The organism is Roseobacter sp. N2S (genome assembly GCF_031454055.1).
GTDB lineage: Bacteria > Pseudomonadota > Alphaproteobacteria > Rhodobacterales > Rhodobacteraceae > Amylibacter.
In genome coordinates this window covers 12,755-29,301 of sequence record NZ_JAVDQB010000001.1, presented here as the reverse complement: position 1 = coordinate 29,301, position 16,547 = coordinate 12,755, and the positions used below count along the sequence as shown (strand labels likewise).

The following is a 16,547-nucleotide window of genomic DNA, read 5'->3' as shown; positions in this document are numbered from 1 at the left end:
GGGATGGCGCAAAGGGTCAAGCGGAAGGCGATTCGCAGGGGCAAAAAACCATTGGGGTAAGCAGGGAAACCACAAGCCACGTCCGGGGGTGCTGTTTTTATACGCAACGGGCTTGGAAAATTATCGGGGGATGCCACAAATTCTTCACATATTTGCGACAAAAATTGCCCCGACCACTGTGGTCTTTCTGCCTCCCAAATCTAACGGATTGCCCTGCTGTATAAAATTTTCTGTCTTTTCTCTCTCTGTATTCTGCCTGTTCCTGTCGGCCTGCACCGAATCTGTGTCCCGTGATTCTTCGGCGCATATTCTGGCGATGGGTGATTCTATGCTGGCCGTGCATGGCACCAGCAACAACGGGGTGGCGGATGTTCTGGAACGGGAATTGGGGCGTGCAGTAATTGATCGCTCGGTAATCGGCGCGCGCATTATCTATCATCTGCCGATTTCGGGCAGTGCGGGGATGAACATCGGTAAACAATTCCGCGCAGGGGACTGGGATTGGGTGGTGTTGAATGGCGGCGGCAATGATTTGTGGATGGGGTGTGGCTGTCTCGCGTGCAAAAGAAAGCTGGATAAACTGGCAGCCAAAGACGGCACTTCAGGCAAAATACCCGCGCTGATCCATTCGATTCGCAAAACCGGTGCCCGTGTTGCTTATGTGGGCTATCTGCGCAGTCCGGGGCGCGGCTCTCCGATTGAATATTGCCGGGATGAAGGGGATGAACTGGAACGTCGTGTCACCGAATACGCCCAACATGATGACGGGGTTTTTATTGTGTCGCTTAAAGATATGATTCCAAACGGGGATCGCAGCTTTCATGCTGTCGATATGATCCATCCGTCCCGCAAAGGAAGCGCTGCCATCGGCCAACGGATCGCAGCGGTTATCAAAAACGCCCCTCCCGCTGAATAGGGCAGGGGCCCAACGACTCTTTTTGGTTCAAATATCCAAATCCAACCCTATCGAAATGCAAAACGGGCAGCACTGATGCCGCCCGCTCGCTAAGTTTAAAATGTCAGACCGTTAAGCTTCTAACATCCGCCGCAGCAGTTCCACGTCTTCGGCGATCTGGCTATCGACCGAGCGTAATTCCTCGATCTTTTTGACCGCGTGAATCACTGTGGTGTGATCCCGCCCGCCAAACCGCCGCCCGATTTCGGGCAAAGATTTTGACGTCAGGGTTTTGGCAAGGAACATGCCAACCTGACGGGGACGGGCCACGGCACGGGCGCGTCGCGGGCTTAGGATATCGGTCATGCGGATATTATAGTGATCCGCGACCTTGCGAATGATCTCGTCTATGGTGACCTTGCGATCGGTGGCGCGCAGCACATCGGCCAGACATTCCTGCGCCACATCCAAGGTCACTTCGCGCCCTACAAGGGATGCAAAGGCGTAAAGCCGTGTCAAAGCGCCTTCAAGCACCCGAACATTAGTGGAAATACGATGGGCCAGAAATTCCAACACGCCTGATGCGATGCTGACTTCGGGGTAGTGTTTGGCCTGCGCTTCGGATTTTGTTTGCAGGATTCCCAGACGCAATTCGTAATCTGTCGGGTGCAGGTCAACGACCAACCCCCATTGTAGACGGGATTTGATGCGCTCTTCCAGACCGTCGATTTCACCCGGCGCCCGATCAGCAGAAATGATAATCTGTTTGTTCTGATCCACCAAAGCGTTGAATGTGTGGAAGAATTCATCCTGTGTGCTGTCTTTTCCGGCGATGAACTGAACGTCATCCACCATCAAAATATCAACCGAGCGGAACAATTCCTTAAAGCTCATGGTGTCCTTGAACCGCAGCGCCTGAACGAAACGGTACATGAACTGTTCGGCCGACAGATACAGCACCCGTGCATCGGGATTGCGGCGTCTGGCTTCCCAGGCGATGGCGTGCATCAGGTGGGTTTTGCCCAAGCCTACGCCGCCATACAGGAACAGCGGGTTGAACGTCACGGGGCCACCCTCGGCCACGCGGCGCGCAGCAGCATGGGCCAGTTCGTTGGGTTTGCCCACAACGAAGGCGTCAAAGGTAAACCGTGCATCCAGCGGAGCGCCGGGCAGGTCCGGTGATCCGGTTGCACGGGATTGCGCAACGGGTTCCGCCATTTTCGGCGTCTTGGTCGGTGCGGCTTTCTTTGCCACACTCGTTGCAAATTCCACACGGGCCACGTCGGCACCATGCTCTGCAAAGAGACCTTGGATCTTGTCGGAATAGTTCCGCGATACCCAATTTCCCAAAAAACCGGTCGGCGCTTTGAAACGGGCGACTTTTGCATCCAGACCTTCAAAAACCAACGGTTCTATCCAGTTTTTAAATGCATCTGCCCCTAGATCATTACGCAAACGGTCTTGTACTGAGCCCCAAACATCAGTTGTCATTCTGTCCCCAAATATTTCAAGATTGCCGCCAGGCTAATCCTCTTGCCTTCCAGCCGTTGAGATGCCCTCTGTGCCGGTCTTCGTTCAAATCACCCTCAAAACCTTCGGCAATATTCACACATTCCACTGTCTTGCCTTGCGCAGCAAAAGCCTGAGCAGTGAGTTGTGCGGCAGCCATAGAGCGGGCACCGGAACGGCACAAAAAGTAAATCTTGGACGGCGCAGCACCGTCCAGCTGGTTTTCGAGCCCGTCCAGAAAGTCCGGGTTCGGTTGCATCGCAGGCAAGGTCATCCATTGAATTAGCAGCGGTTGTTTGCCCATATCAGTCAGGTCGGGAACCCCCACAAAAGACCATTCGGCCTGTGTGCGAACATCCACCAACACTGCATCTTTGTTATCGCGCAGGTGTTCCCAAGCCAGCATAGGTCCTACTTCTGAAACCTGATTTGTCATGATGTCCGTGCCCCGATTCAAAGACTTTTCTGTTTTCCGATTCTCCGCTCGGCGGTGAATCACTCAGTGTTGATAGCAACAGCAGAGCGGATCAAACAATGACTCTTCTCTGTTGACTCGTAATTAGATTTGCGAATCTGCACATATGTAACATTTTGATTTTATTGGTTAATTTCGACAAGACAGGGGGAATTCCACCGCATTTCTGGGGTGTTTTTCAGATTGTCAAATCTAAGAAGTGCTTTGGGTGCAGAAGCCTAAGCAGTTCACCCAATCTATTTAAACAGCCCCGTTACAGCAACGGGACTAAAAGTAGAACATCGGGAAAACTGGATAGCATTGATCCGAGGTGTGACTAAAATACCCGCAGTCTGGCGGGGGATTAGACACAAAAAAACAGGGCCGAAAGGGCCCTGCGTCTTTTTGTAGAAAGCCGATAAGAGGCTTAAGCAGCCATTGCTTTCACGCGTGCGGACAGGCGCGAAATTTTACGGCTTGCAGTGTTCTTGTGCAGAACACCTTTGGTCACACCGCGCATCATTTCAGGCTGTACAGCCTTCAATGCAGCAACGGCAACAGCCTGATCGCCACCAGTGATCGCTTCTTCTACTTTACGCAGAAACGTACGAATCCGCGAGCGGCGGGCTTTGTTTACTTCAGTGCGGCGTTCGATTTGACGCGCGCGTTTTTTCGCTTGTGGCGAGTTGGCCATAATAAATATCCTGATCTTACGGAGTCGAAAGATGAAACGCGCTTCTAGGACCAGTTTGCCAATAAGTCAACGGTCTGAGGCACGAAAGTTTGCGGGTTATTTGCCCCTGAATTTTGGTGACCGTTTTTCCATAAAGGCGGACATGCCTTCGGATTGGTCTTCAGTGGCAAAAAGTGAATGAAACAAGCGACGTTCGAACAAAATGCCTTCGCGCAGGGTTGTTTCGTAAGACCGGTCTACGGCCTCTTTAACGGCCATAGTCGCCAGTGTCGATTTCTCGGCAACTTTGGCGGCGGTGGCCAATGCGTCTTCCATCAGTTTTTTGACGGGGACGATTCGGCTGACAAGACCGGAACGTTCGGCCTCTTCTGCATCCATGAAGCGCCCGGTAAGGTGCATTTCCATGGATTTGGATTTCCCGACAAACCGCGTCAGGCGTTGGGAGCCACCAATCCCGGCGATCACGCCAAGGTTGATTTCTGGCTGACCGAATTTGGCTGTGTCCGAGCAGATGATAAAGTCGCACATCATCGCCAGTTCACACCCACCGCCCAGCGCATAACCGGAAACGGCAGCGATGATCGGTTTGCGGCAGCGCAGGATTGCTTCGGTTTCGGCGGTAAAGAAATCGGACGCGAACATATCAACGAAAGACTGTTCCGACATTTCCTTGATGTCGGCCCCTGCAGCGAATGCTTTTTCACTGCCAGCCAGAACGATGCAGCGCACTTTATCGTTCTCTCCCATCGCCCCGAGGGCGGCGGCCAGCTCTTTTAACAATTGCTGGTTCAGGGCATTCAATGCCTCTGGCCGGTTCAAGGTGATCACACCTACATGGTCGTTGATGTCCACGATCAGGGTTTCATAGCCCATAGAAGCACTCATTTGCTGTTTCTCAAGCGCCCAGCCTTACCATGCCCAGCACCGGTTTCAAGGTTTGACCCGATTAGCGCTGACAAGTGTTACAATAGAAGCTCGAACGGCCCGATTGGACCACCCGTTTGATATCGCCCGCGCAATTCGGGGTCTTGCAGGGGGCCCCTTCGCGCCCGTAGACCGCAAAACTGTGTTGGAAATATCCCAGCTCGCCGTCGGTTTGGCGGTAATCCTTCAAAGATGACCCGCCTGATTCGATAGCTTCAGACAAAACCTGACGAATCGCGGGCACCAAACTGGCGATTCTTTTGCCGCTTAGATCACCCGCTTTGCGCAGGGGGGAAATGCCTGTGCGCCACAAAGCCTCGCAGACATAGATATTGCCAAGGCCCGATACGATCCGCTGGTCCAGAAGGGCGGATTTGATCGGGGTGTTTTTACCCTTCAGGGCCGCTTTGAAATAGCTTTCATCAAAGCTGTTGCCCAAAGGTTCAGGTCCAAGCAGGGCCAGCAGCTTGTGGGTTTCCCCGATTTCAGTGGCATAAAGATCCATCGCGCCAAAGCGGCGCGCATCATTAAAGGTGATCCGCGTGCCGTCGGCCATATCCAGCACCACATGATCGTGTTTTTCGGGGGCGGGGTGCAGGTGGTGGAAATCCCCCAGCATATCGCGGGCGGCCTCTTTCGCCCCATTGTTCCTTGGCGGGGCAATCAGCATACGGCCCGACATGCCCAGATGGATCAACAGGGTTTCGCCTGTGTCCAGATCCGCCAGTATATACTTGCTGCGGCGGCGCAACCGTTCAATGCGCGCGCCTGTCAGACGATCGGCCATGCCTTCAGGAAACGGCCAGCGCAGGTTCGGGCGGCGCACATCGGCCACCGCGATCCGCTTGCCCACCATGGCAGGTTCCAACCCGCGCCGTACTGTTTCTACCTCTGGAAGTTCAGGCATAGGGACTCCGCTTTTAGTTTACCGCTTTTGGCCCCGATATAGGGGCGATCTGCGACAAACAACCATGCCGCATTTCCTCTGTGACAAACACCCTATATATAGCCCCAAGACAAGACCCGAGGGCCAAACCATGACCGAATCGCAAAAGACCACCCATTTCGGGTTTCAAACCGTAGACGAAGACGCCAAAGCTGGCATGGTGCATGGGGTGTTTTCGAATGTAGCGTCGAAATACGACATTATGAATGACGCCATGTCTATGGGCATCCACCGGATCTGGAAGGATGCGATGATGGATTGGCTGGCTCCGCGCGGCCCACAAAAGCTGTTGGATGTGGCGGGTGGTACGGGGGATATCTCGTTCCGCTTTCTGAAACGCGCCCCCGAGGCCCACGCCACAGTGTTTGATATGACGCAAGGTATGTTGGATGCGGGGCGCCTTCGGGCAGAGGCCGAGGATATGGCCGACCATCTGGATTGGGTCTGCGGTGATGCGATGGCACTGCCGTTTGCAGACAATAGTTTCGACGTCTACACGATTTCTTTTGGCATCCGGAACGTCACCCGCCCCCAAGATGCACTGGCCGAGGCCTACCGTGTGTTGAAACCGGGCGGGCGCTTGATGGTGCTGGAGTTTTCACAAATTCCGAACCCCGCGCTGCAATGGGCCTATGATCGGTATTCGTTCAATGTGATCCCGCCGTTGGGCAAAATCATCGCCAATGACGCGGAAAGCTATCAATATCTGGTGGAATCCATCCGCAAGTTCCCAGATCAGGATACGTTTTTGCAGATGATCAAGGACGCAGGCTTTGAAAACGCCAAATACCGCAACATGACTATGGGGATCGCCGCCCTGCACAGTGGCTGGAAAATCTGATGCGCCCTGTTCTACCCCACCCTGAATTGACCCCTGTAGCGGACGTTTAACCTATGCGCGGACCCCATAATATCTGGCGGTTGATCCGCACAGGCGCCACGTTTGAACGCACAGGTGCGATGAAAATCGCGCTCGAGGCTTTGGACGCCCCCCCATCGGTGCGTTTTGCTGCGCGGGTGTTGGGCTGGCCGTTCAAATGGCTGGGATTGAAAGGCGATCCGACACAGCCCCCCATGCTACGCGCGATTACCGCGCTGGGGCCTGCCTATATTAAATTCGGGCAGTTGATGTCCACCCGCCCTGATGTGGTAGGGGCCGAAATGGCCAGGGAATTGCAGGTTCTGCAGGACAAGATCGCGCCGTTTTCTATGGCAGAGGCCCGCGCCGAGATCGAACACGCGCTGGGCGCCCCTGTTGAGGATATCTATTCCGAGTTTTCCGAACCCGTGGCAGCGGCCTCTATTGCACAGGTGCATCACGCACGGCTGCGCGACAGCGGCCAAGAGGTTGCGGTGAAAATTCTGCGCCCCGGCATTGATCGCGCCTTTCGCCGTGACATTGATGCGTTTCATTTCTCTGCGCAGATGATTGAACTGCTGTCGCCCTCGGCCCGCCGATTGCATCCGACCGAGGTGATTACCCATTTTGAAACTGTGGTCAAAGGTGAGTTGGATCTGCGGATGGAGGCAAGCGCTGCGGACCAGTTTCACGCCAATATCCAAGGGGACGAGGGGTTCAGCGTACCCCGTGTGATCTGGCAGCATTCGGCGCGATCCGTGATGACGCTGGAATGGGTCGAAGGCATCGGCCTTAGCAATGTGGATGCACTGCGCGCGGCGGGGCATAATCTGCCAGCCCTTGGGGCGCGGATTGTTCAGGTGTTTCTGGGTCATGCGCTGCGGGACGGTTTTTTTCATGCGGATATGCATCAGGGCAATCTGAAAGCGGGGGCGAACGGTGATCTGATTGCGCTTGATTTCGGGATCATGGGGCAGATCGACGAATACACACGTCGGGTTTACGCCGAAATTCTGATCGGCTTTATCCGCAAGGATTACCGCCGTGTGGCCGAGGTGCATTTCGAAGCGGGCTATGTTCCCGCCCATCAGGACGTTGAGGCGTTTGCCCTTGCGCTGCGGTCTGTGGGCGAGCCGATTTTCGGGCAGGACGCCACCAAAATTTCCATGGCGCGGCTGTTGGCCCATCTGTTTGACGTCACCGAACGCTTTGGCATGGAAACCCGCACCGAGCTGATTTTGCTGCAACGCACGATGGTTGTGGTCGAGGGCGTGGGCCGCTCGCTCGACCCGTCCCTGAACATCTGGGAAGTGGCCAAACCCGTGGTGGAAACCTACATCACCGATAATCTGGGGCCAAAGGCGATCATCCGCGATCTGACCCGCACAGTGCGCACCCTGTCCCGGTTCGGGCCGCAACTGCCGCAACTGGTGGAAAACGCGCTGCTGCGCACGGCTGCGCCGCCGGAGCCCCGCCAATCCGTGTCTAAATGGCGGGGGCTGGCCCTGTTTATCCTTGGCGGTATCTGTGTAGCGGTGGCAGTAAGCGCGCTGGATTAGGCGCGAATTCTCTTTGCAAGGAAGGCCTGACCTGTGCAAGATTGTCTCGCGCCTGTCCCAGCTAACACCGGAGGAAATTTGATGACCTACCCTGTGAATATGGACGTAAAGCCCGATGTGTCCGCCCATTTTGACGAGGCGACCAATACGGTCAGTTACATCGTGCGCGACCCGTCCAGCAATCACTGCGCGATTATCGACAGCGTGATGGATATTGATTACGCGGCGGGGCGTATCACCTATGACCACGCAGATTTACTGATCGCGGAAATTACCGCGAAAGGGCTGACGCTGGACTGGATTATCGAAACCCACGTGCACGCTGACCACCTAAGTGCGGCACCCTATATCCAGCAAAAACTGGGGGGGAAAATCGGGGTCGGTGAAAAAATAGTCGAGGTCCAAGAGGTCTTTGGCAAGATTTTCAATGAAGGCACCGCGTTTCAGCGGGACGGGTCGCAGTTCGATGCGCTGTTCAAGGACGGCGACACCTATCAGATCGGCTCGATGCAGGCCTTTGCCATCTACACGCCGGGCCACACGCCTGCCTGTATGGTGCATGTGGTGGGCGATGCGACCTTTACTGGCGATACACTGTTTATGCCGGACGGCGGCTCTGCCCGTGCGGATTTTCCAGGCGGGGATGCGGGTACGCTTTATGACAGTATCCAGAAAGTTCTGGCCCTGCCCGATGCCATGCGATTGTTCATCTGCCACGACTATGGCCCCAATGGGCGTGATATCCTGTGGGAAACTACAGTGGGTGACGAAAAGGCGCATAATATCCATGTGGGCGGCGGGAAAACCCGCGAGGATTTCATCAAATTCCGCACCGAGCGGGATGCGCAACTGGCCATGCCAAAACTGATCATTCCGTCCTTACAGGTGAATATGCGCGCAGGCACAATGCCGACCGATGATGATGGTAATCCCATGCTAAAAGTTCCGGTAAACGGCCTGTAAGTAGCCAAGATAAAACAAAATTTTCTGTTAGCCGCCTATTGAAGCAGCAGACAGAGGTTGCCTGTTATTAGCGCATGTAAGGCGAAATATTACGTTGACTCTCTCCCGCCAGTTAGCGCTTAGTTAAGGCGTTGGAGGGCCAAAAACTGTGACAGGCCGTCCCTACACCGCAACAGTTAGGTAGCAGACACAGTATGATCGAAATCTCGGGATTGACGAAAACCTTTGGCGCTGGCGCATCCGCATTTCTGGCGCTTGATGACATCAATGTTGAAATACGGCAGAACGAATTTTTCACTTTATTGGGTCCGTCAGGCTGTGGCAAAACCACTTTGCTGCGCTCTATTGCGGGGTTCGTTGACCCCACCAGCGGGTCGCTGACCATCGAGGGTCAGGACGTTCTGGCCCTGCCGCCCTATGCGCGGCCTGTAAACACGGTGTTTCAGAATTACGCGCTGTTTCCCCATATGACTGTGGCTGAAAACATCGGCTTCGGTCTGGAAATGCAGGATCGTCCCAAGGCTGAAATCAAAAGCGTAGTCGATGATATGCTAGAGCTGGTTCAGATGACGGCCATGGCCGATCGGATGACCAGCCAGATTTCCGGCGGGCAGCAACAGCGTGTGGCGCTGGCCCGTGCGCTGGCCCCCAAACCCAAGGTGCTGTTGCTGGATGAACCGCTGTCCGCGCTTGATTTCAAACTGCGTAAGGAAATGCAGATCGAACTGAAGCGTCTGCAATCGGAAACTGGCATTACCTTTGTTTTTGTGACCCACGACCAAGAAGAAGCCCTGACCATGTCAGACCGCATCGCGGTGATGAGCGCGGGGCGGATTTTGCAGATCGGCGGGCCGAAAGACATTTACGATCACCCTGCCGAACGGTTTGTGGCAGATTTTATCGGCGACACCAACTTTCTGGATGCCCGCATTGAATCCGTTGAGGGCGACACGGCTTTGCTAAAGCTGGGATCGGGCAACACGATTGCCGCACGCGCCGTGCAAGGCGGGGCAACCAGCGGCGCAGTGACGCTGGCAGTGCGGCCGGAACATACCACCCTGACCAAAGACAGCGCGCTGATCGACGGCGTGCTGGAAAACATCGTCTATTTCGGCACCGACACCCATTACCACGTGACGCTGCACGGGGGCTCTGCCTTTGTTGTGCGCAAGCAAAACCAGCCCAACATCCCCGAAGCATTCAGCATTGGTGAAACGGTTGGCGTCCAGTTCAACGCGGGCGTTGGTCAGGTCTTGAGGGACTGATGGCACATAAATCCGAAACCCAAGCCACCCGTCGCCGCTGGTTGCTGCTGTCGCCAGCCATGTTCATTCTGCTGTTCGCGGCCTCTGGCCCGTTGCTGATTGTGGTGATTTACTCGTTCCTGACAGCGGGGGATTACGGCGGGGTTGTCTGGAGTTTTTCGACCGATGCTTGGTTCAATGTGGTGGTCGAGCGAGATTTCTTTGACGACACTTTGTCCTTTTCCGATGCCCATCTGTCGATCTTTTGGCGGTCGGTCAAACTGTCTTTGATGACGACCTTTGTGGCGTTTATTGTTGGCTTCCCCACGGCCTATTTCATCGCCACCCGCCCCAAAAACAGCCGCGACATCTGGATGTTGCTGATCATGATCCCGTTCTGGACCAACCTGCTGATCCGCACCTTTGCGGTGATGGAAATTATCCGCAACGAAGGTGTCGTCAACTCGGTTCTGGTCGGGCTGGGGATTATTGACCAGCCGATCCAAATGCTGTTCACCGAATTCGCCATCACGCTGGGCATGTTCTATGTCTATCTGCCGCTGATGGTGCTGCCGATCTATGCCTCGATGGAGCGGTTCGATTTTTCCTTGGTCGAAGCGGCCTATGACCTCTACGCGTCCCGCTGGCGGGTGTTGCGGCGGGTGATTTTCCCGATTGTGAAACCCGGCGTGATTGCAGGGTCCATTCTGGTGTTTGTGCCTTCGCTTGGCGCCTATGTGACGCCGCGGGTTCTGGGGGGCGGTAAACACCTGATGCTGGGCAACCTGATTGAGTTGCAGTTCGGCCAAGGGCGCAACTGGCCTTTGGGGGCGGCGCTGTCGATCACTTTGCTGGCGATTGTGATGATCGCGCTGATCTTCTACGTGCGCTCTGCCGGACGCGAGGAGATGTCCCATGGCTAAATCCCGCGCCTTTGATATTCGCCGCCAAACAGGGTTTGTACCCATTGCGTTGGCTTGTTTTGTGCTGCTGTACCTGCCGATCATCCTGCTGGTGATTTATTCATTTAACGCAGGCGAAAGCATTGCCATCTGGGAGGGCTTTTCCCTGCAATGGTACGTCAGCGCGTGGCAAAACGACAAAGTACAGGACGCCACGATCCTGTCTCTGATCATCGCGGCAAGCGCATCGGTTATCGCGACCTCGGCGGCGGTGATGGCGGCACTGGCCACCACGCGAACCCGTGGTTTCAAGGGCTATACCCTTGTGTTTGCGATGATAAACCAGCCGCTGATGATCCCTGAAATAGTCACCGCTGTGGCCTTGCTGATCTTTTTCGCAATGATCAAAGTGGCCACGGGGTATACGGGGCTGATGTATCTGATCATCGCCCACTCGGCCTTTTGTATTCCGTTTGCCTATATGCCGATCCGCGCCCGTTTGCAGGGGATGGATCTTAATCTGGAACAGGCAGGGGCTGATCTATACGGCACCCCGTGGCGGGTGTTTCGCCGCGTGACCCTGCCCCAATTGTGGCCCGGTGTTCTGGCGGGCGGTATGCTGGCTTTTGTTATATCGCTGGACGATGTTGTGATTACCGAATTTGTGAAATCCGCGGGTCAAGACACCCTTCCCACCTATATGTTGGGACAGATGCGCCGCGTGATTACACCCGAGGTAAACGCAATTTCGACAGCTTTGCTCGCGATCTCAGTCGCTCTGGTGATCGCGTTCTATCTACTTTCCAAGGGCGGCAATCAATCAACAGGGAGACGTTGAAAATGAAAACAATAGTAACAGCGATCGGTATCGCCGCAGCACTGAGCGCACCCGCTTTTGCAGATGGCGATTTGAACATCTATAACTGGGGCAACTACACCAGCCCTGAACTGATCAAAAAATTCGAAGAAGAAACCGGCATCAAGGTGACCATCACCGATTATGACAGCAACGACACGGCGCTGGCAAAGGTCAAGGCGGGCGGCCACGGGTTTGATATTGTTGTACCTTCGGGCACCTATGTGCCGATCTGGATCAACGAAGGCTTGCTGCTGGAATCCAAACCGAATGAAATGGAAAACTTCAAAAACATGGACCCGCAATGGGTTGATGTCGAATTTGATCCAGGCCGCAGCTACACTGTGCCATGGCAATGGGGCACCGTTGGTGTGACCGTGAACACGGCCGTTTATGGCGGCAACCCGAACACCTCGGGGATTATTCTTGATCCGCCAGAGGAGCTGATCGGCAAGATCAACGTGGTTCCTGAAATGAACGACGTGATGGGCATGGCGATCAAATACGTCGGCGGCGAGCAATGTACCGCAGACAAAGAGGTGCTGAAAAAAGTACGCGATGTGCTGGTTGCAGCAAAGCCGAAATGGCTGTCGATCGACTATGGTGCCATTGAAAAATACGCCAAGGGTGACCTGTCTGCGGGTGTGAACTGGAACGGTGCGTCCTTCCGTGCGCGTCTGCAAAACGAAGACATCGTGTTTGGATATCCACAGGAAGGCTTCCCTGTCTGGATGGACAACGTTGCCATTCTGGCAGATGCCAAAAATCCTGATAACGCGAAAACCTTCATGAACTTTATCATGGCACCTGAAAATGCTGCGATGATTTCCGAATTCGCCCGCTATGCAAACGGCATCACCGGATCAGAGGCATTTATGCCCGAAGACATGGCCGCCGCACCAGAGGTGAACATCCCCGCCGACCTGAAAGGCGCGGCTTATATCGCTAAAGTTTGCCCACCGGAATCCACCAAGATTTACACCCAAATCTGGACCGAACTGCAAAAGTAAAACCGACCTGCGGCGCATCCATTAGGGGTGCGCCGTTTTTCTATTAAAGGACCAAATTATGGATCTGGTAATTCTGAATGGCCGCGTCATCACCTTTGACGGGCCGGACGCCCAAGCGCTTGCGATCAAGGACGGCATCATCACCGCTGTGGGCACCACTGCCGAGATCAAAGAGATCGCAGGCACCGCCAAAGTGATCGACGCGCAGGGCAAAACCGTTCTGCCCGGCTTTATCGACAGCCATGTGCATCTGTTTCAAGGTGCGGCGGAACTGGATTACCTGAACCTTTACGGGGCTGAAGGCGTCGATGGTATCGCCGCCGCTGTGCGCCCTTATGCGGCGTCGCGCCCCAATGATCCGCTGCTGTTTGCCAGCGCCATCGACTATCACGCCATGGGCGACCGTCCGATCACCCGTCAGGATCTGGATGCCGCCATGCCCGACCGCGCCTTTGCGGCAATGGCATCCGATCATCACACGGTCTGGGCCAATACCAAGGCGCTGGAAATGGCAGGCCTGCTGCACGGAGCTGTGGTGGACGAAGGATCCGAAGTGGTGATGGCCGCTGACGGCACCGCGGCTGGCGAGCTGCGCGAACCGGGCGCTTATAAGGCGGTTCTGGATTGCACAGCGCTGGGCGGGCGCGAAATGCTGGGCCTGATGACGGGCGCTGACCCTGTGCCTGCGGTAACCGCGAAAGAGCGGGCGACGGATAAGGCGATCATGGCCAAAGGGCTGGCCCATTGCGCATCCCACGGGATCACGGGCCTGCACAATATGGACGGCAACGTCTATCAACTGGAACTGCTGGCCGCATTGGAAGCCGATGGCGATCTGCAATGCCGTACCGAAGTACCGATGCACCTGAAACACACAGATTCACTGGAACGACTGGCCGAGGCCGCTGAAATGCGCGCGGCTTATAACAGTGATATGGTCTGGTCTGCACGGGTCAAAATGTTCATGGACGGGGTGATCGACAGCCGCACCGCATTCATGTTGCAGCCCTATCCAAACACGGACAGTGCCAGCGCCCCCCTGTTTTCAGACGAACATTTCAAACAGGCTTGTATCCGTGCTGATAAAATGGGCCTGCAAATCGCAGTCCATGCTATCGGTGATGCAGCGGTGCGCCAGACGTTGGACGGCTATGAAGCCGCGCAAAAAGCCAACGGTGTGCGCGACAGCCGTCACCGGATCGAACATATCGAAACCATCCATCCGGACGATATTCCGCGCATCGCAGCGCTTGGGGCAGTTGCATCAATCCAGCCGCTGCATTCGCCCCGTGGGGGATTTTTCCCACCCTATGAAAAGGGGTTTCTGCTGCACGACGCCCAGTACGAAAACGCTTTCGCATGGAAAAAAATCCGCGATTCAGGGGCAAAGATGATCTTTTCCACTGACTGGCCGGTTGTGCCTGTGGACGTGATGCCCACAATTCAGGGCGCTGTGGCGGGGGTGGATTTGCCCGATCACTGGCCCGATCAGCGCCAAGGTCTGCGCGAAACACTGGCGTCTTACACGCGGGATAACGCTTGGGTGGAATTCAACGAATCCCGCAAAGGCCGTCTGCGCGCAGGCATGATGGCGGATGTGGTGGTTATGGATACCGACCTTGAAGCGATCGAGCCCGATCAACTGGGCAAAGCCCGCGCCGCCGTTACAATTTGCGCAGGACGGATCACCTATACGGCCTGACCCCACGCGCAGCGCGTTAACAGGATAAGGATGTTTTTGATGGCTGATACCGAGCTTGCCTATATGTCCGCCCATGAAGCGCTGGACTTGTTTCGCCGCAAAAAACTATCGCCTGTGGAACATATGCAGGCGATGGTCGCCCGCGCCGCCGAGGTGGAGCCAAAGGTCAACGCCCTGACCAACACCTATTTTGATCAGGCGCTGGCGCAGGCCGCCAAAGCCGAGGCGAAATACGCCAGCGCAAAACGCACCCGAGCGCTGGAAGGGCTGGCCATCGGGATCAAGGACGAAAGTTTTATCAAGGGATTGCCAACAACCAACGGTTCCCTTGCGATGAAGGATTTTGTTGCGGACACAACATCCCCCGTGAATGCGCAAATACTGGCGGCGGGGGGCATTATGCACTGCCGCACCGCCACACCGGAGTTTTCCTGCACGGTCACAACCCATAGCAAACTTTGGGGCGTGACGCGCAATCCGTGGAACCTGTCCCTAAGCCCCGGCGGGTCGTCGGGCGGTTCTGCGGCTTCGCTCGCTTCGGGGACTTCGGCGCTGTGTACGGGGTCTGATATTGCGGGGTCCATTCGTATTCCCGCCTCGACCTGCGGGCTTTACGGGTTAAAGCCAACCTTCGGGCGCAACCCTGCGGATTCACCGTTCAATCTGGACCAATATGCGGTGGATGGGGCTTTGGCACGCACCGCGAAAGATATGATATTGTTGCAAAATGTCATGTGCGGACCCCATAAAAACGATATGGTGTCGCTGCGCCCGAAACTGCGTATTCCAACTGACGTGCAACCCATCAAAGGCTGGAAAATAGCCTATTCCCCGAACCTCGGTTTTTATGAGGTCAGCGAAGACGTTCGTCGCAATACAGAAGCCGCGCTTGATGTGTTCCGTTCTGCGGGTGCGATTGTCGAGGAAGTGGACATCGGATGGAGCGCCGATATTCTGGACGGCGCACTGGCCCATCTGGAGCATCTGTTTGGCGGATCGTTGCGTGAACTGGTGGACAGTGATCCGGATATTTTCATGCCCTACACCCGTGCGCTGGTCGATGGCGGGCGCGCGTCCAATGCGGCGCGGTTCTTACAGGCGGGTGAAATTGCCAATAAAATGTATGGCGAGATCAGCAAGATTTTCGCCAGATACCGCCTGCTGATCTGCCCGACAACCGCACTGGAATCCGTTCCCGCGGATTGTGACGGGGTCAGCGATGAGGTGCGGATTAACGGTAAGAAAGTGCATCCCCTTACCGGATGGATCATGACGCCGCCGTTTAACATGTTGAACCACTGTCCCGTGGTATCTGCTCCGTCAGGTCGGGCGAAAAGCGGGGTTCCAACGGGTATCCAGATTGTCGGCCACACCTACCGCGACGCAGATGTGTGCCGCGCTGCGCTGGCCTATGAGGATATCCGCGGGTCCGAATTTGCCAAGCTGGAAAGCCGCCCTGATTTTCGGGGCTAAGGTTTATTCGACCTCTTCAACCGGTCCGCCCGCTTTGACCCAAGCGCCAAAGCCGCCCTCGATATGGGCGACGGGATTCAGCCCCATTTCTTGGGCAACACGGGCGCTTAAAGCGGACCGCCACGCGCTGGCGCAATAGAACACATAGGTTTTGTCCTGATTGAAAACCTCTTTGTGGTAGGGGCTGTCCGGGTCGATCCAGAATTCCAACATGCCGCGCGGGCAGGAAAACGCGCCTGGTATCTTGCCAGCCCGTTTCAATTCGCGAAAATCGCGCAGGTCGACCAAGACGTGATCGGGACTGTTCACCAAATCAAAGGCCTCGGTCGTGGGGATTGTCGTGACGATGGCGTTCGCGTCGGCGATCATGTCTTTGACATGTTTTGTGATGTTCTGTGCCATGGGAAACTCCGTCTTTGGGGGAAGTGTTGTGGTTAATCTGCGCGGTTTTCACCTAAAAGGCCAGAGACAGGACATCATCGTTTCGCGAAAATATGACCTGACAATATGGTCCCGTTAAACTGTCTGGTTTTAAAAGACAGCACTTTGGAATTTTG

Annotated in this window: 16 protein-coding genes; 10 read left to right on the top strand and 6 right to left on the bottom strand. The window is 55.4% G+C overall.

Annotated features, from left to right (window positions below):
* Positions 1-283: 283 nt before the first annotated feature.
* Complete coding sequence (locus GGE09_RS00140; protein WP_309742625.1) at positions 284-916, top strand: SGNH/GDSL hydrolase family protein; 633 nt, start codon at positions 284-286, stop codon at positions 914-916.
* Positions 917-1,027: 111 nt separating this feature from the next.
* Here GGE09_RS00140 and dnaA read toward each other — a convergent pair whose 3' ends face one another.
* The 5 genes from dnaA to mutM form a co-directional block, all read right to left on the bottom strand.
* Positions 1,028-2,386 (bottom strand): chromosomal replication initiator protein DnaA, encoded by a 1,359-nt coding sequence (gene dnaA / locus GGE09_RS00135; protein WP_309742623.1) that lies wholly within the window; start codon positions 2,384-2,386, stop codon positions 1,028-1,030.
* 16 nt (positions 2,387-2,402) lie between these two features.
* Positions 2,403-2,840, bottom strand: coding sequence for a rhodanese-like domain-containing protein (locus tag GGE09_RS00130; protein WP_309742621.1), 438 nt, complete (start codon positions 2,838-2,840; stop codon positions 2,403-2,405).
* Between the two features lie 445 nt (positions 2,841-3,285).
* Positions 3,286-3,552 carry a 30S ribosomal protein S20 gene (gene rpsT / locus GGE09_RS00125; RefSeq protein WP_309742620.1) on the bottom strand — a complete coding sequence of 89 codons (267 nt, stop codon included), beginning with the start codon at positions 3,550-3,552 and terminating at the stop codon, positions 3,286-3,288.
* 96 nt (positions 3,553-3,648) lie between these two features.
* The gene (locus tag GGE09_RS00120; protein ID WP_309744791.1) at positions 3,649-4,425 is read right to left on the bottom strand and encodes an enoyl-CoA hydratase; all 777 of its coding nucleotides are present in this window, start codon (positions 4,423-4,425) and stop codon (positions 3,649-3,651) included.
* A gap of 73 nt (positions 4,426-4,498) precedes the next feature.
* Positions 4,499-5,383 (bottom strand): bifunctional DNA-formamidopyrimidine glycosylase/DNA-(apurinic or apyrimidinic site) lyase, encoded by an 885-nt coding sequence (mutM, locus tag GGE09_RS00115; protein ID WP_309742618.1) that lies wholly within the window; start codon positions 5,381-5,383, stop codon positions 4,499-4,501.
* A gap of 130 nt (positions 5,384-5,513) precedes the next feature.
* On the opposite strand from mutM, the gene ubiE reads away from it, so the two are divergent.
* From ubiE to GGE09_RS00070, 9 genes are all read left to right on the top strand, one after another.
* A complete protein-coding gene (ubiE, locus tag GGE09_RS00110; RefSeq protein ID WP_309742616.1) occupies positions 5,514-6,263 on the top strand; it encodes a bifunctional demethylmenaquinone methyltransferase/2-methoxy-6-polyprenyl-1,4-benzoquinol methylase UbiE in 750 nt (249 codons plus the stop codon).
* A gap of 53 nt (positions 6,264-6,316) precedes the next feature.
* Positions 6,317-7,840: a 2-polyprenylphenol 6-hydroxylase gene (gene ubiB / locus GGE09_RS00105; RefSeq protein WP_309742613.1), complete on the top strand. Its 1,524-nt coding sequence runs from the start codon at positions 6,317-6,319 to the stop codon at positions 7,838-7,840.
* Positions 7,841-7,921: 81 nt separating this feature from the next.
* Positions 7,922-8,803, top strand: coding sequence for an MBL fold metallo-hydrolase (locus GGE09_RS00100; RefSeq protein ID WP_309742611.1), 882 nt, complete (start codon positions 7,922-7,924; stop codon positions 8,801-8,803).
* A 194-nt stretch (positions 8,804-8,997) separates the two neighbouring features.
* On the top strand, positions 8,998-10,068 hold the full coding sequence (locus tag GGE09_RS00095; RefSeq protein WP_309742609.1) for an ABC transporter ATP-binding protein: 1,071 nt from the start codon (positions 8,998-9,000) through the stop codon (positions 10,066-10,068).
* Positions 10,068-10,970: an ABC transporter permease gene (locus GGE09_RS00090; RefSeq protein ID WP_309742606.1), complete on the top strand. Its 903-nt coding sequence runs from the start codon at positions 10,068-10,070 to the stop codon at positions 10,968-10,970. Before GGE09_RS00095 ends, GGE09_RS00090 begins: the two co-directional genes overlap by 1 nt.
* The gene (locus GGE09_RS00085) at positions 10,963-11,787 is read left to right on the top strand and encodes an ABC transporter permease (protein WP_309742604.1); all 825 of its coding nucleotides are present in this window, start codon (positions 10,963-10,965) and stop codon (positions 11,785-11,787) included. The genes GGE09_RS00090 and GGE09_RS00085 overlap by 8 nt, the downstream gene beginning before the upstream one ends.
* Positions 11,788-11,789: 2 nt before the next feature.
* Positions 11,790-12,815 (top strand): extracellular solute-binding protein, encoded by a 1,026-nt coding sequence (locus GGE09_RS00080; RefSeq protein ID WP_309742602.1) that lies wholly within the window; start codon positions 11,790-11,792, stop codon positions 12,813-12,815.
* A gap of 58 nt (positions 12,816-12,873) precedes the next feature.
* Positions 12,874-14,517, top strand: coding sequence for an amidohydrolase (locus tag GGE09_RS00075; protein WP_309742600.1), 1,644 nt, complete (start codon positions 12,874-12,876; stop codon positions 14,515-14,517).
* A 39-nt stretch (positions 14,518-14,556) separates the two neighbouring features.
* Positions 14,557-15,990, top strand: coding sequence for an amidase (locus tag GGE09_RS00070; RefSeq protein ID WP_309742598.1), 1,434 nt, complete (start codon positions 14,557-14,559; stop codon positions 15,988-15,990).
* Positions 15,991-15,993: 3 nt separating this feature from the next.
* On the opposite strand, the gene GGE09_RS00065 is transcribed toward GGE09_RS00070, so the two are convergent.
* The gene (locus GGE09_RS00065; protein WP_309742597.1) at positions 15,994-16,392 is read right to left on the bottom strand and encodes a rhodanese-like domain-containing protein; all 399 of its coding nucleotides are present in this window, start codon (positions 16,390-16,392) and stop codon (positions 15,994-15,996) included.
* Between the last annotated feature and the right edge of the window lie 155 nt (positions 16,393-16,547).

Coding starts and splice junctions, on each gene's coding strand:
- GGE09_RS00070 (WP_309742598.1), top strand. CDS start 14,557: ATGGCTGATACCGAGCTTGCCTATATGTCCGCCCATGAAGCGCTGGAC.
- GGE09_RS00085 (WP_309742604.1), top strand. CDS start 10,963: ATGGCTAAATCCCGCGCCTTTGATATTCGCCGCCAAACAGGGTTTGTA.
- GGE09_RS00095 (WP_309742609.1), top strand. CDS start 8,998: ATGATCGAAATCTCGGGATTGACGAAAACCTTTGGCGCTGGCGCATCC.
- GGE09_RS00065 (WP_309742597.1), bottom strand. CDS start 16,392: ATGGCACAGAACATCACAAAACATGTCAAAGACATGATCGCCGACGCG.
- GGE09_RS00120 (WP_309744791.1), bottom strand. CDS start 4,425: ATGGGCTATGAAACCCTGATCGTGGACATCAACGACCATGTAGGTGTG.
- dnaA (WP_309742623.1), bottom strand. CDS start 2,386: ATGACAACTGATGTTTGGGGCTCAGTACAAGACCGTTTGCGTAATGAT.
- GGE09_RS00090 (WP_309742606.1), top strand. CDS start 10,068: ATGGCACATAAATCCGAAACCCAAGCCACCCGTCGCCGCTGGTTGCTG.
- GGE09_RS00075 (WP_309742600.1), top strand. CDS start 12,874: ATGGATCTGGTAATTCTGAATGGCCGCGTCATCACCTTTGACGGGCCG.
- ubiE (WP_309742616.1), top strand. CDS start 5,514: ATGACCGAATCGCAAAAGACCACCCATTTCGGGTTTCAAACCGTAGAC.
- GGE09_RS00130 (WP_309742621.1), bottom strand. CDS start 2,840: ATGACAAATCAGGTTTCAGAAGTAGGACCTATGCTGGCTTGGGAACAC.
- GGE09_RS00080 (WP_309742602.1), top strand. CDS start 11,790: ATGAAAACAATAGTAACAGCGATCGGTATCGCCGCAGCACTGAGCGCA.
- GGE09_RS00100 (WP_309742611.1), top strand. CDS start 7,922: ATGACCTACCCTGTGAATATGGACGTAAAGCCCGATGTGTCCGCCCAT.
- mutM (WP_309742618.1), bottom strand. CDS start 5,383: ATGCCTGAACTTCCAGAGGTAGAAACAGTACGGCGCGGGTTGGAACCT.
- ubiB (WP_309742613.1), top strand. CDS start 6,317: ATGCGCGGACCCCATAATATCTGGCGGTTGATCCGCACAGGCGCCACG.
- rpsT (WP_309742620.1), bottom strand. CDS start 3,552: ATGGCCAACTCGCCACAAGCGAAAAAACGCGCGCGTCAAATCGAACGC.